Source organism: Wolbachia endosymbiont of Aedes aegypti, assembly GCF_021496215.1.
In the GTDB taxonomy this organism is placed as follows: Bacteria; Pseudomonadota; Alphaproteobacteria; order Rickettsiales; family Anaplasmataceae; genus Wolbachia; species Wolbachia pipientis.
The window spans coordinates 582871-598464 of sequence record NZ_CP090902.1; the positions used below are offsets into that span (position 1 = coordinate 582871).

General features: G+C 34.2%; 9 protein-coding genes. 7 read left to right on the forward strand and 2 right to left on the reverse strand.

The window, feature by feature from the left end; all coding sequences use genetic code 11:
- Positions 1-98 precede the first annotated feature (98 nt).
- Genes L0Z58_RS06625 through ltrA form a run of 3 tightly spaced genes read left to right on the forward strand, consistent with a single transcriptional unit; the run spans position 99 to position 1502 of the window.
- Positions 99-227 carry a hypothetical protein gene (locus L0Z58_RS06625; protein WP_255324786.1) on the forward strand — a complete coding sequence of 43 codons (129 nt, stop codon included), beginning with the start codon at positions 99-101 and terminating at the stop codon, positions 225-227.
- Positions 190-429, forward strand: a complete 240-nt coding sequence (locus tag L0Z58_RS02990) for a hypothetical protein (RefSeq protein WP_227738621.1) — start codon at positions 190-192, stop codon at positions 427-429. The genes L0Z58_RS06625 and L0Z58_RS02990 overlap by 38 nt, the downstream gene beginning before the upstream one ends.
- The gene (ltrA, locus tag L0Z58_RS02995; RefSeq protein WP_233700146.1) at positions 426-1502 is read left to right on the forward strand and encodes a group II intron reverse transcriptase/maturase; all 1077 of its coding nucleotides are present in this window, start codon (positions 426-428) and stop codon (positions 1500-1502) included. The genes L0Z58_RS02990 and ltrA overlap by 4 nt, the downstream gene beginning before the upstream one ends.
- 1164 nt (positions 1503-2666) lie before the next feature.
- Here the strand turns inward: ltrA and L0Z58_RS03000 are convergent.
- Together L0Z58_RS03000 and L0Z58_RS03005 are read right to left on the reverse strand one after the other, a co-directional pair.
- Positions 2667-4862: an AAA family ATPase gene (locus L0Z58_RS03000; protein ID WP_006280189.1), complete on the reverse strand. Its 2196-nt coding sequence runs from the start codon at positions 4860-4862 to the stop codon at positions 2667-2669.
- A gap of 707 nt (positions 4863-5569) precedes the next feature.
- Complete coding sequence (locus tag L0Z58_RS03005) at positions 5570-9097, reverse strand: DEAD/DEAH box helicase (protein WP_010962710.1); 3528 nt, start codon at positions 9095-9097, stop codon at positions 5570-5572.
- A gap of 693 nt (positions 9098-9790) precedes the next feature.
- Between L0Z58_RS03005 and L0Z58_RS03010 the strand changes: the two genes are divergently transcribed.
- The 4 genes from L0Z58_RS03010 (at position 9791) to L0Z58_RS03025 (ending at position 15591) form a co-directional block, all read left to right on the forward strand.
- Entirely contained in the window at positions 9791-10552 is a 762-nt protein-coding gene (locus L0Z58_RS03010) for a sugar phosphate nucleotidyltransferase (RefSeq protein WP_010082157.1), read from the forward strand.
- Positions 10553-10683: 131 nt separating this feature from the next.
- A complete protein-coding gene (locus L0Z58_RS03015) occupies positions 10684-11643 on the forward strand; it encodes an NAD-dependent epimerase/dehydratase family protein (RefSeq protein WP_006280064.1) in 960 nt (319 codons plus the stop codon).
- Positions 11600-13936 carry a glycosyltransferase gene (locus tag L0Z58_RS03020; protein ID WP_010962711.1) on the forward strand — a complete coding sequence of 779 codons (2337 nt, stop codon included), beginning with the start codon at positions 11600-11602 and terminating at the stop codon, positions 13934-13936. The genes L0Z58_RS03015 and L0Z58_RS03020 overlap by 44 nt, the downstream gene beginning before the upstream one ends.
- On the forward strand, positions 13897-15591 hold the full coding sequence (locus L0Z58_RS03025; protein ID WP_010962712.1) for a WG repeat-containing protein: 1695 nt from the start codon (positions 13897-13899) through the stop codon (positions 15589-15591). Before L0Z58_RS03020 ends, L0Z58_RS03025 begins: the two co-directional genes overlap by 40 nt.
- The last annotated feature ends 3 nt before the right edge of the window (positions 15592-15594 follow it).

Consider the following 15594-nt stretch of genomic DNA (forward strand, 5'->3'; position numbering starts at 1 on the left):
ATCCTTTGTATTCCTGTAAGGGTACTCTGGAACAAGTCAATAAAGGCGAGGACTGGAGGAAGATGCAAAGGAAGTCGGACTAACTGATAGTACTCGGAGTGTGGGAAAGCCACATACAAGGGGAAGCGGTTAGCAATATAGTGACTGGTATAGGGATTGCTATACCAATACAACAGAGATTAGAGGAGTATGCAAGGAAAACTAAACCAGATAGCAGTAAGGGCTAAGCAAGATAAGCGAGTAAAATTTACATCATTAGTTCATTTGATTAATGAAGAGAATCTTGCAGAGTGTTATAAGGAACTAAAACGCAACAAGGCTTGTGGTATAGATCGTGTGACAGTGGAAGCTTATGGAGAAAATCTAGAAGAGAAACTTAAAACACTAGTGGATAGTATGAAGAGAAAACAATATCACCGCTACCAGTGAAAAGGGTATACATACCCAAAGCCGGGAGCAAAGAGAAGCGCGGTCTCGGAATACCATCAACGGAAGATAAGTTGGTACAGGTAATGCTAAAGAAGATATTAGAAAATATTTATGAAGCAAACTTTATGGACAGCTCGTATGGATTTCGACCAGGAAGAAATTGTCATCAGGCGATAAACGCTCTAGATAAAGCAGTTATGCACAAACCAATTAACTATATTGTAGAAGTGGATATCAAGAAGTTCTTTGATAATGTTCAACATAAATGGCTAATGAATTGTCTAAGGGAACGAATAGCTGACCCAAATTTATTGTGGTTAATAAAACGATTTCTAAAGGCAGGAATAGTCGAAGTTGGATGTTATAAAGCAACCGATCAAGGCACACCACAAGGTGGTATAGTAAGCCCTGTCTTAGCTAATATATACTTACACTATGTGCTGGACTTATGGTTTGAAAAGAAATTTAAGCCAAAAGCCAGAGGATATTTACAGCTAATAAGGTTTTGCGACGATTTTGTAGTTGGCTGCGAGAGGGAAGAAGACGCAAAAGAATTTCTAGAATTACTGAAACAAAGACTAAGTAAATTTGGGTTGGAAATAGCTGAAAATAAAACAAAAATAGTAAAGTTTGGTAAGAAAGAATGGTATCAAGCAGAAAGAGAGAAACGTAGGACGGCTAGCTTCAACTTTCTAGGATTTACACATTATTGTGGAAAAAGTCGTAATGGTAAACTTATGATGAAGCAGAAAACTTCAAAAATAAGCCTAGCCAGAAAGATTAAAGAAATCAAAGAATGGTTGAAGATGGTACGAAGTCGTATCTGTCTCAAAGATTGGTGGCAGAAACTTAAAGCCAAACTAACAGGACACTATAGCTACTTCGGAGTTAGCGGAAATTATCGGTGTTTGATTCAATTCTATCGACCGGTAACAAAGTTAGCATTTAAGTGGATAAACCGACGTAGTCAAAAGAAAAGTATGGATTGGGAACAATTTATACACTATTTAAAAGTAAATCCATTACCAAAACCAAAGGTATATGTTTCTTTATACACAGGAGCACTAGTGTGAACGCTGTATTGTGGAGCCGTGTGCGGGAAATCCGCAAGCACGGTTCTTTTGGGGAGACTATGGTTATGAGACCAAATCGCTGGTTTCAAGGTCATGAGTCTCTACCAGACCCCTCCCTTCAGAAAGCCCTATATCTCTGCTTTTTTTGACTACTACAAAAGAAGCTTTTCTGTTGGAGACGTAAATAAACTTTGCTCTTTGTCTCCATTTTAAGCAGCAATCAAATTTTACGAGCTTCTGTCTCTTCTTCTATGGCAGTAACTTCAAACTTTTTTCCTTTAGCTTCATCTACAATTTGCTGATAAAGATTGTTTCATCACTGAGAGTTTTGCAATCAATTGCTCAGAGGTTTGCAATAAAAGTTGTTGTATTCTCATATAGTCTCCATTAACCCCTTATACTCACCACAAGTTGTTCAATCTTTTTTGAAAAACTTTCTTTGCAACCAACAAAAAAACATGATAGACTAGCTTTAGGGTTTTTTGTAATAAATAAAAATTTGAGATAAAAAATAATTTAGAAATGCCTCATAATCGATTTTTAAGCTACCTTACATGAGCAACTTAGGTCTTGGTGGTATAATTGTACCCTGAAGTCGTAGAATCGTTTTAAAACCGCATTAGCAGACCAACGTTTATTTGAGTTTTATCAGCATAAAAAAAAGATGAGAGTAAGAGCCTTTTAAAAACGCACTAATTGTATTTTTCATTAAATGTAAATATCTTAATAATATTTTGTGGCAGCCTTTCTGGACTTCTTTCTTTTTGCTGTTTAAGTTATTGTACTTTATTTGTATTTTACTATTATTTTATATTATCTATTATTATTTATTACTATTATATATATATAATATATAAGGGTTTTAGGAACGCAGAATCCGCTATAATGGCTGACTTCAGACACATAATAACTAGGAACACTTTTAGGAATAGAGGGCAAAAGGTTAGGATTCAAGCGATCTTTAGCTTCCTAGTTTCTCATTACTTATTTAGTAACCAAGGAATTAGGAATATAATTCAACCATTTGATGTCTTATCCCTTTTTAATTGAAATCATAACTTATAATAGGGTTGTGGCTCCGAAGTTAGATTGAGTAGATGGTAGATTGAATAGAGAAAATAGGGCAACTCTAAAATATTTAAAGAGCCACCCATAAAGAAAGACTTATCCTAACATTAAATTTTGCCTATAGCTAAAATCTTCAGCTCCAAGAGTGAACTTTCCTATACCACAAGCAAATGGTCCAGTTGGAATGTCAAGCCACTTATCCTCTTTTGCACCTGTAGACATTCCTTTAACTAACTGCTTTGCTTGTAAAAGTTCCTGAACTATACGCTCTAGTCGATCTCTTCCCATACTGTGGAAAATCTCAGGTAGCCTATGCCGTTGTTTATATACTCCTGTGCTTCCTGTGTGAGTAAATGGGTGTCCTGCAACAGCAGATCGTGTAATTGCATCAGTAAGACATATTTTAAGGTCTTTTTCACTAGCATTTTTAACTGTTAGTTGTATTGTTATATCTTCTAGTAGCCCTGTTTCCTGATTTCTTAGGTAAGTTCTTACAGTGCGATCAGCTAAACCATTGGCCTTCACAACTGCCCCATGAAACAAAGCATTCTGTCTTGGTGTTTCTCCTACTGCCTTAAAGATTTCTAGCCTAGCTGTATTTTCTATTGGCCAAAAAGCGTATGAGCATCTAACACCATTAACAAGAGCAGAGGTACCTCTAATTGCATCGCGTGCTTGTTCAGCAGTTAATATTGGTTTTTCTCCTTTTGGCTTTCTCATGTGATGAGCAGTAATTATCGAAGCTCCAGTACTACATGCTAAATCAGATAATAAGCACATTAGATAATCCCCTACAGCAGGATCAGCATTTATATCTGCATGGATAAATGAAGCAAGTGGATCAAATACTATCAATTTCAGATCTTTAATTTCCTCGAGCTGTTTCATTACGGATTCGAATTCAGGAGAAACTTCGACGATTTTACCACGAACATTTCTGAGTATTGTAAGTGATCCTCTGACGTTTGGCAGTGGTACAATAAATAATTTATCTTTATGTTTCAACCTTTCACACTTAGGGTCGAGTCGTTCTAAGCGGCGGTGTATCTCACTTGCATCATCTTCTGCTGAAAAAATCACTACTGATCCATGTTCAGTAACAAGTGAACCAAAGCCACACATCTGATCCTTATCACTTGCAACCTTAAGCGCTAGGTCAAGAAGAAGCATACCTTTGCCTGTATCTCCCATTGCTGCTATTATTGAAGTAACACCTAAAGGAAATAGACCTTCAACAAGAAACTTTTGCTCTGGTACCGGACCTACAAAGCGCTCTGCACTCCAATCTAAAATGTTAAGTGGCTGTTTTGTGGATCTTTCTAAACTTTTCATATTTGAAGTATCAGTAGCTGGAGTATCAATAGTAAGCAACGGAGTTGAAGCTAAAAACTCTTTGACATCTATACCTTCCTCTACACAATCAGCAGCATCCCATTTCTCAGGCTTACCTCGAGGAATTTCAAGCACAGCAAGTGATGCAACTCCGATCTCTAAAAGCTTTTTTTCAGCATTTTTTGCGTATTTATTACCTGCTTCATCATTATCTGGCCAAATGATAATATGCTTACCTTTAAGTGGTGACCAGTCTGTTTTATCAATTGGTGCGTTTGCTCCAGACATTGCTGTTGTTGCTGTGATACCTTGTTCTATCAGCGCTTCTGCACATTTTTCCCCTTCAACCAGAACAACTTTATCAGACTTTAAAATACTTGGTATGTTATAGAGAGGTCTTACTTTTGGCGCACCATACCGAGATTGTTTAACATCAAAAGGCTTATATTGCTTTTTTCCTTTAGGAGGATCAGAACGATAAATTTTTACAATGACCTGACCATTTTCATCATAATAATTCCAACTGTGGGTAATAAATTTCTCGAAGTCTTCGTCAGCCTTTGCGCATTTCTTGTTATATCCAAGACATTCACTTATAGAGGCCATCACTTCACAAAAGTCTCTCTTTGTATCTTTTCCCTGTGCACCTGCCCAAATATCAAGAACATCACCTTTCTGCCCAGTTGCAAAATCCTGCCAGAGTCCGGCTTTTCCACCAGTTAATGCTACTCTGAGGCTTTGTCCTTTGTTACCATGCACATCACCTATTCGGAATTCATCTCCATGAAAAGTTCCCCTTGGGAATAAATAAGAAAGGCATGATCTTATGTTTAATAATAGTTGTCTTTTTATTTCTTCTACATCAAATTGCTCTAATGGTTCTACAGTATTATTAAAATCATAATATTCATCATTTAAAGTATTTTTTTGTTTGACATCAGTTAAAAAATCTTGTACCATAAGTTGAAACTTCTTTTAAGATTAAGCGTTTGAAAGGTTTTTGAGTAAGGCTGTTTTGATTGGGGTCTTACTCTTTCATTATGTAAGTAAAAACTACGGTGGGGGTTCTTTTGGCAAAGCTTGAAAAATATATTAACAAGTAAAGGAAGTCAGTTCAGGTGAAAAGTGAGGTTTTAGTATCTTCTTTCTTTTAAAGAAAAACACTCTATTATAATTCTACTACATTTTACTCACCATGTCAACCACTTAGTTTTTATTCTGTTGATATATTTAAAATAAATTAAAAAAACTAATGTTTTCTTTCTGCTATATAATTCATAATGGTGTCTTTGATAGAAAACCCTCTACTATATATATACCGGGTTTCTTATGACTTTTTCTGAAAAAATTAAAAACTTTTTTCTTTGGAGGAGTTTGGCCTACCTATTAATGATAATCTTTTCAAGCCATCTGTAAAAATGAAAAGTTTCTGAAAACGGCAATTACTTTTTGGTTCATGAATAGAATTATTAAAGATGCTTTTTATTCAAATTTTAAAGGGCATTACAGGTGCTAAAGGGTACAGTTTAAAGTGGAATCACTTTAAAACGTAATTACAGGCTTTTTGCCTACCAATGAGACATAAAGTACGAAATATAAATCTTTGTCTCTATTTTGAACTATTAGCGGTAGTTAGCTGGTTCTTTACATTAAATAACTCAGCTATATTATAGTGCATTTTTTATATTAACTAAATCTCTTAATTGATCGTTGTTAAATTCTGTAATCCAACTCTCGCCACTACTTATAGTTAGGTTTGCTAATTCCTTCTTGCTTTGAATCATCTCATCAATACGCTCTTCAAATGTACCTGTTGAAAGTAGCCTGTACACCATGACATTACGTTCTTGCCCGATACGATAGGCCCGATCTGTTGCTTGTGCTTCCACTGCTGGATTCCACCATAAATCGTAATGTATTACATGGTTTGCCGCTGTTAAATTAAGCCCTGTTCCACCAGCTTTTAAAGACACTATAAGAATGTTGGACTGGAATAAGTTTTGAAAGTCATTAATCATTGTATCACGTGCTTTTCTAGAAAGTCCTCCATGTAAAAATGGCACTTCTGATTCAAACCTTTCTTCAAGTAGCCTAGCTATAATCTCACCCATTTCAGTGTATTGAGTAAATATCAATGATTTTTCTGCAACTTCACCAATACTAATCAATATTTCCTCAAGCATCTGCATTTTACCGGATTGTTCAATACTCGCACGCTTTTTCTTGCCAAACTGTGATGGATGGTTACAAATTTGCTTTAAAGCATTGATAAGTTTAAAGATTAGTCCCTTACGTTCAATCCCTTCACTTTTTTCTATCTTCTCCATAGTTGTATCAACAACCTTTTGATAAAGCGCTGTTTGCTCTGAAGTGAGGGAACAATAACGATTGTTCTCAATTTTATCTGGTAAATCCTGAATAATGCTTTTATCACTCTTAAGCCTACGTAACATAAAAGGGCTAGTGATTTTCATAAACCTTTCTAGACAAGTTTTATCTCTTGCTTTTTCAATCGGTGTTGCAAAGCTGCTTTTAAACTGCTTAGGAGTACCAAGATAAGATTTGTTGATAAAGTCAAAAATGCTCCAATACTCAAGCAACCTATTCTCAACAGGCGTACCACTCATAGCTATCTTATGTTTTGCTGCAATAGTTTTAATTGCCTTGGTTTGTTCGGTATTAGGATTTTTTATATTTTGTGCTTCATCAATCACGAGCAAAAACCAGCGAATTTTATTAAGTTCTTTTTTATCACGACGTGCAAGACCATAGGATGTTAGAGCTACATCATAATCACTTGCCAATTCTCGATTTTGTCCGTGATAGACGAAAAGCTTTAATTCTGGTGCAAAACGTTCCATCTCTCGTTGCCAATTACTTAATATGCTTGTGGGAGCTACTACCAAGACTCTGTCCCGATCCAAAAACCCTGTATTTTTGCAACACAGAATAGCTGCTATAACCTGTAATGTTTTACCAAGACCCATATCATCAGCAATTATGCTACCAAACCCGTTTTCTATGTTCTGTACAAGCCAACTAAATCCACGTTCTTGATATGGGCGTAGTTGTGCTATTAGATTATTTGGTGTAGTAACAGGTGTGTAAGTATTAAGTTTATTAAATAAGCTTGTAAGCTGCTGGTCAAATGCTACTTTAGTTTCATTTACTTCTCCTGTTAGAGCAGCTTGCATAAGCTCTGCTTGACTTAAATAATCAGGCAATTTATCAAGTTTTTTTAATAAAGCTTCTACCTCTTTGTCATCCAAAAGGACGTACTGATCGACTATTCGCACAAGCCCTCGGGAATCTTTTAGCAATTTTTTAAATTCTGTAACGCTTAGTTTTTTATCTCCTATTGCTACTTTCCAATCAAATTTCAATAAATTTTCCAGCGTTAAAAAGCTTTCGCGATCTTCTTTTATTTTATCTTTAGTAGACAAATTAAGACTTAATTGTGGTTTTAAGATTTTTTGTAAAGATTTCGGCAAAATAACTTTGATGCCTATTGCTCTTAGTACAGGCAAGATATGCAAAAATAATGGTGCAAAATTATCTAAATTAAATGATAATGTGCTATTATCGTCAATCGACTTTTCTAGTTCAGGTATATATTCAGACAAAAGTGCAAGATCAGATAAAATACTAAGCTTTACGTTTTGATTAGAGAGTGCTTTTTCCAGCTTGATGAATGACTTCTCATCATCCAGTGATAACTGTACCTCAAGTTCAAATTTTTCATGGTGATCTTTTATCATTAAATAGAGTTTGTAAGGTTTATCTGCTAAATAAAGACGTGAAAGCCAGAGATTAATTGCTTGCGGTATTTCCTTGTTGCTAAACTCAGTAAACTTGTATGATCTTCCAGTAAAGAATAATTCAAAGATGGATTTATCTCTATGCTTATCCAGTGATGCAGGAAAGTTATCTTCTATATACCCTAAAAGGATGAGAGAGATAGCAACATTTACTTGTTCCTCTGGTTCCATAACGATTTCTTGATATTTAATCAATAGAGGCGGACAAATAGATGATATCTTGCTATGAATTTCCTTAACTGACTCATTAAACAACGCCGGAATCCACCTAATTATTACTTCTCCTCTTTTGTTTTGTAATACTTGTGGTATTAGCGCTGACTTTTCCATTAGCATATGTGCAAACTGTGAAATCATATGCATGAAGCGAAGTTCAGGGTTAAGTTTGTGGAGTAACGAACTAGGAATATCATTTAAAAATCGTGCTACATCCCTCAATACATTTCCACTGAGCCTAAATAAATTAGTTGTACCATTGCTCACTTGAGTAAGGTAATGCTGATCATCAATGAATAGTTGAAATGTTTGCCAATTCTCAATATTTCCCCATCTTTTAATAAATAGCTCCTCTTCTGATAGTTCCTTCTTAGAAGCTGGATAGTACACTAATCTTCCTGCAGGATACTTTTGCCAATGCTTATAAGCTATCTGTAAGATATTATGAAAGTTTTTTTCAAAAAAAAGTGGATTATCTGTTAAAATACTACTGATACAACCAAAAAGGTTAGGAATAGTTGATAAATCAATATCATTTAAAATTGCTTGGTTATGTATTCTAATTTTAGAACATGCCTTAAATATATCATCTATCTTTAAAATGTTTTGAGCATTTTCTAATTTTCCATTCCCAAAATCATCGATAAGTGCTGACAAATTACAATTATGAATATTAAAAATCATGAAGGGGTTTTTATCAATTTCTGCAGCAATAAGATAAATTACAGCAGCAATGTGTTTACAAGGCATAGCCCAATCAGGACAACTACAACTTGCATTCATCTCCTGCCAATTTGAAGGAAATAATTTAATCCCAAGATCATTAAGCTTATCAAACAAGCTGGCTGATAATTGTCTATTTATCAATTTAGCTAATATAGCTGGTGAAGTTTCAATAATTTGACGAATGGTCTGTTGTTCTGATGAGCTTAATTCATTGAGTATAATTTTGACTTTATATGGTTGAGGTTTTGAACCACGATATGGGTAAGATCCTGAGCTATGAACTTTAGCTGTAACTATGTGACCATTAATTTTAATACCAAAAGCTCGACCAGTATTAGCACAAGTTCTGCCACGTGGAAGACGGTTATCATAATCTATTCCGTCAAAAGACTGGAGCCACTTCTTACCCCACCATGTTCTTCCATAAATAGTCATCTTGTAAAACTATATATTTTAACCTAGATAAGCTAGATGCTGATTCTATGGACGATTTTCTCTGAATATGCAAAACTCATCTTGAACTACTACAAAATGTTAATTATAACAACAGAGAGGGCAAAAGCAATAAACACTTATATCAAAGGAAAAATTGATTAAGGGAAAAGTGAAACTTTTTAAAGGTTGTTTAATACCTTTACACCTGTGATTGTAGCACTAATGTTGTGCGATAAATGTACAGTGAAAATGTCATCAGAAGTTACCCAATTATTGAGTAGTTTTTTTTACGGCGTCAAGACTCTTGCCAGCATAGAAAATATCAGTTCCTATATAAATATCCTTATGGGCTAAAAGAAACTTCTATTGGTTGATAGAAAACAGAAAAAAACTATTTAAAAAGTATACTCAACAATATAACAAGGAAGCATAAGTTAGGAAAAGTAGTAGGCCGTTGATAAGGATTTGCCTATTTTCTCGATCAACTAGCTTTTGTATAAGTACTGATGGGTCAATATAAATGAGTAGTTCTGGGAAGCTTACTTTATCGGCTAATCTATATTAGCGTCATAGAGGATTTATATATTTCAAGCATGTTAATTATTTTTTCTGGATCATTTAGGAAACTATAGTAGACTTTACAACTCATTAATTATCACTTAACTTACCTCCTAGTAAGTTCTTGAGTTATGTATGGATAACACGTTGATAATATTAGCAGCAGGAAAAAGCAGTAGAATGAATTCACAGTACTCAAAAACACTACACCTAGTAGGAAATTTTACTCTTTTAGAGCATATAATTCACAATGCAAAACCGCTGAGTTTAAAAAGTCTATCAATTGTCATTAACAAGCCTTTTCTAAAGGAGTTAGAAAGATTTAGTACCTTAAAAGATATAATTGATAAATATAATATAAAATTGATAATTCAAGAAAATATTACAGGTACTGGCACTGCAGTTAAAATTGCCCTAGAAAGCCTGGAGCGGTTATCTGACCAAGACATAGTTTTAATACAGTACGGAGACACCCCGTTTATATCTAGTGATACAGTTATGAGAATGACTGATTGTTTAAAGTGTAATAATAAAAATTTAGTTCTTCTTGGATTTAATAGTCAAGATAAGCAATATGGAAGATTAGTAATTGATGATAATGACAATGTTCAAAAAGTCTTGAAAAGTGAAGATGAAATTCTTCTTGCAAACTCTGGAATAATGGTTTCATACGCTAAAGATCTTTATACCCTAATAAAAGAAGTAAAATTTAATGATTCGACCAACGAATGTTGTCTTAATGATATAATACCCATTGCAGCAAGCAATAACTTACGTGCAGGTTATGTAGTCGCTGACGAAAAGGAAGCAATGGGGGTAAATAACAAAGAGGATTTGGTCAAAGCAGAACGTTATTTTCAGGCAAATAGAAGAAGACAACCAACCCTTCTTTCATAACTATATTTTTTTATTCATTGATCCTTAATTTAAGTTGACATTTGTTTGATACTAGTTTTATAATGCTTTTTAAGTCTTACTTGTAAGATGATAGGTGTGAAAGATTTTCCTGGTTGTAGTGGGAGGGACACATGGGAATATTAATAACAGGTGCTGCAGGTTTGATAGGATCGGCTTTAGTAGAAAAGTTAGAAAAGCAGGGTTATGAAGTAATAAGCTGCGATATTAGGTTTCGCGACAACCCACTCAGTTTTTTTTCAGAAGATATAATGCCGCTACTCGCTAAGTGTACGGGGGTTATTCATCTGGCTGCAATTTCTAGAGTTATACATGGTGAGCTTTATCCTGAATTGTGCCAAAAAGTTAATGTCGATGGTACAATCCAATTCTTAGAATTCTGCAAGTCGCTTCCGAATAAACCATGGTTTATATATGCAAGCAGTAGAGAAGTATATGGAGAACAAAAGGAACTACCAGTTGCAGAGTCTGCTAGTATCAACCCAATAAATAATTACGCCAAAGGTAAAGCATTTATTGAAGAACAAGTAATAAATTTAAAAGGTTCTAACTTTAATGTAGCAATATTACGCTTCTCAAATGTATATGGTGGTTTACTAGATCATAGTAGTAGAGTAATTCCTGCACTCTGTATCAATGCATTGAAAGGCGATCCAATTAGGATAGAAGGTAAAGAATGTGTTTTTGATTTTACCTATTTGGATGATGTTATAGAGGGTATATACTTAACTGTTAAATATTTACAAAACGAGAAATCTTCTCTTCCTGCTATTCATCTTACTACTAATAGCCCATGTACTTTAGAAAACTTAGCAAAAACAATATTAAAAGTCACGGAAAGTGATTCTAGAATTGATTTTTATCCTCCAAGAAATTTTGACGTAACTAAGTTCCATGGTGATTTTACTAGAGCTAAAGAGCTACTTGGTTGGTCTCCAAAGCATTCATTAAAAGTAGGATTAGGTAAATTTATAAAAAGTCTACAAAACAATACACAAGAATATCCTAACAATATAGATATGGTAATATATGAAAATATTAAAAGTTATTCATGGTTACCCTCCTTATTATAGCGCTGGTTCGGAGGTTTACAGCCAAACTCTTGCCCATGAACTAGCCAATAATAATGAGGTACAAATATTTACTAGGCATGAAAACAGCTTCTTACCTGATTTCCATTATACTATAGCTCTGGACTGTAGTGATTCCCGGATCTTACTGAATTTAATTAATATACCTACAACTAAATATCGTTACAAATTTATCAATGAAGAAGTAAATATAAAATTTAAAAGAATAATAGATAACTTTCAACCAGATCTTATACATTTTGGTCATCTTAATCATCTATCAATTACTTTACCAGAAGTTGCTTTTAAAGAAAATATACCTACAATTTTTACGCTACATGATTTTTGGTTAATGTGTCCAAGAGGAAGATTTATTCAACGTAATTCTGAAGATTTGTTACGGCTTTGTGATGGACAGAAGGATCAAAAATGTGCAACCCAATGTTACAAGGGGCATTTTACAGGAGATGAAGAATTCTTGAATTCAGACTTAAATTATTGGGAACAATGGGTTGCAACTAGAATGAAGCAAACAAAGAAAGTAGTGGACTATATAGATTACTTCATTGCTCCGTCAAAATTCTTAATGGATAAATTTACTCAAGACTTTAATGTTCCGATAAACAAAATTTCTTATCTTGATTATGGTTTTGATCTAAATCGTCTTAAGAATAGAAATAGGGTGCAAGAAAAAGGGTTTATTTTCGGTTATATAGGTACTCATACTCCCGAGAAAGGTGTTGACCTATTATTGAAGGCTTTTTCTCGCTTATCATCTAAAGCAAAACTTAGAATTTGGGGAGCGGCAAGGGAAGAAACTAAAACTTTAAAAGCGATTGCCGATCAGTTTCCACATGCTGTTAAAGAAAGGATAGAATGGATGGGAAGTTATAACAATAAAAATATAGTTACTGATGTATTTAATAAAGTTGATGCGATAGTTGTTCCTTCAATTTGGGGTGAAAATTCACCATTAGTAATACATGAAGCACAGCAACTGAGTGTACCAGTAATAACGGCTGATTATGGTGGCATGGCAGAATATGTAAGAGATGGAATAAACGGACTATTATTTAAGCATAGAGATACAAATAGTTTGTCAGAAAAAATGCAAGTCCTATCTACAGACCAGGAATTATACAGTGAACTGACCCAAAGAGGCTATCTTTATACTAAAAATGGTAATGTACCTTCTATAAGTGAGCATACTGAGAAACTTAACAAAATTTACCGTAATATTATTGAAAATAAAGGCAAATCAGTGGCTACAAAACCTGGTCCTTGGAGAATTACTTTTGATACTAATCCAGATTACTGCAACTTTGCTTGTGTAATGTGTGAATGCTTTTCACCATATAGTAAAGTTAAAGAGGAGAAGAAAGCTAAAGGGATAAAACCCAAGATAATGTCAATAGAAACTATCAGGAAGGTAATTAAGGAAGCAGATGGAACACCTTTAAGGGAAATCATTCCTTCTACTATGGGTGAGCCTTTAATGTATAAAAGCTTTGATGAAATAATCAATTTGTGCCATGAGTTCGGCCTGAAGCTTAACCTCACGACCAATGGTTCTTTTCCTATTAAAGGAGCTAGAAAATGGGCTGAACTATTGGTACCAATTTTATCTGATGTTAAGATTTCCTGGAATGGGGCAACTAAAGAAACTCATGAAAGAATCATGAAAGGTTCAAAATGGGAAGTAGTGACAGAAAATTTAAAAACTTTCCTTGAAGTTAGAGATAAATACTTTAGCGATACAGGTGAAAGGTGTACCGTTACTTTACAATTAACATTTTTAGAAAGTAATTTACATGAACTTTACGACATAGTTGAGATGGCTATAAAAAATGGCATAGATAGAGTTAAAGGACATCATCTTTGGGCACATTTTAAGGAAATTAAGGATCTATCTATGAGGAGAGATGAATTAGCAATTAGTAGATGGAATACGGAGGTGGGAAGGTTATATGAACTTAGGGATAATATGCTATTGCCAAATGGTAAAAAGATAAAATTAGAAAATTTTACGATCCTTTCTCAAGAGGGTATCAAGGATTTGGCTCCAGGTGGTCAGTGCCCATTTTTAGGTAAAGAAGCATGGATAAACAATGAAGGCAAGTTTAGTCCCTGCTGTGCTCCAGATGAACTACGCAAAACATTAGGAGATTTTGGCAATGTTAATGAAGTTAAACTGGAGGAAATATGGCAAAGTAGCGAGTACCTAAACTTACAAAAGAATTATTTAAACTATGAATTATGCAAAACATGCAACATGAGAAAACCATTAGTCAATTAATGAAAGATAGTGAGTACCTTAAATCTATTAGGGTTTCCCCCTGTGAAAGGTTTCACCAATTGTCAGAAAATCCTTTGTACAAAAATAGATTTATTAGAGTTGATAAATTTCACGAGCCTGGCCTTGCACCAGTTTATGATGAGACAGGCGCTTATCACATCGATGCAATGGGAGAAGCAATTTATCGCGACAGATTTTTAAAAACTTTTGGATTTTACTGCAATAGAGCAGCCGTAGAAGATGACACAGGGTATTACCATATTGATCCATCTGGATGTAGAGTATACAAACATTCGTATCAATGGATTGGAAATTACCAAGAAGATATTTGTGTGATTAGAAAGCATGATAAGTTTTTTCATATTGATTTGAACGGCAATAGAGTTTATGAGCAAGAATACAATTATGTTGGGGATTTTAAGGATGGTATCGCTGTAGTCCATAAAGATGGTAAGGCTACACATATTAATAATCATGGAAAGTTAGTACATAATAAATGGTATAAAAAGCTTAATGTTTTTCATAAAGGATTTGCTATTGCAGAAGATAAGCATGGCTGGTTTCATATAGATATTAATGGCAATCCTGTTTACCGGCAAAGATTTAAAATGGTAGAAGCATTCTATAATGGCATGGCAAAAGTTGAAACTTTTGAAGGTGTATTAGGACAGATCGATATTACCGGAAACGTAAAGTTTAGTATTTTTGATTTAGATAAAGAATCTCAAGTGCATAAGATTTCTGCAGAACTTTCAGCCTTTTGGAAAACTTACCTCGCAAATGTTGCTATTGAACTTGATTTGTTAAATATCTTACCTGCAACTATGCCAGTTTTATCTCAAAAGTTAAATATTATCGTTCCAAATCTAGAAAGGCTGTTAAGGGCGTTGTGGGAAATAGGGTTTATTGATTACGATAAGAACAAGGACTTATGGCAACTATCATCAAAAGGTAAGTGTTTTAAGGAAATACCATTTTTGCCTAAAGCAGCAGCAATGTGGGCAAGGGTTGCCGCTGAAAAGAATTGGTTAAAAATTGCCGATATATTAAGGCAGGAGTCAATATCTTCATTTGAATCTTTTAAGGAGAAAGAAACATCAGAAGACAGGAAAATAGCGTTTTACCAAGCATTGCTAGGATATTCCAGGTTTGACACTAAAGAGTTTAATTCTAGGGTTAATATAGATGGTGCTAAAAATATATTGCTATTTGGCGTACACTCTTTATTTCTTGCTTATTCTGATATACACAATAAAGGTTCTATAGGCTTATATTATTACAACGAACATAAAGTGCCTAGGCAGGCAGTAGAAGATTTAAAAATTAAACTCATAACTCAAGAAGAATTATCAGCTACAAATTATGAATTAGGTGTCTTTTGCCGCTTTCTGCAGCATTATGATGATGATAAGGTATTGTCTTATTTAAAATTGGTAAAAAATAAAGGAATACCACGCGTTTTAGTGATAGAAACTATCCTAGATTACTACTCCCCAGTGGGAGGTTCTGTAGATATTAATGTAATGGTTGAAACAGGGGGTAAACTAAGAACATTGAGCGATTGGAAAAGAATACTAAAACAAGTAAAAGGGCTTAAAGTTTTTAGTATTGTACCTTTAACAGATTATTTATCAGTTATTGACATTAGGTGTTAATAT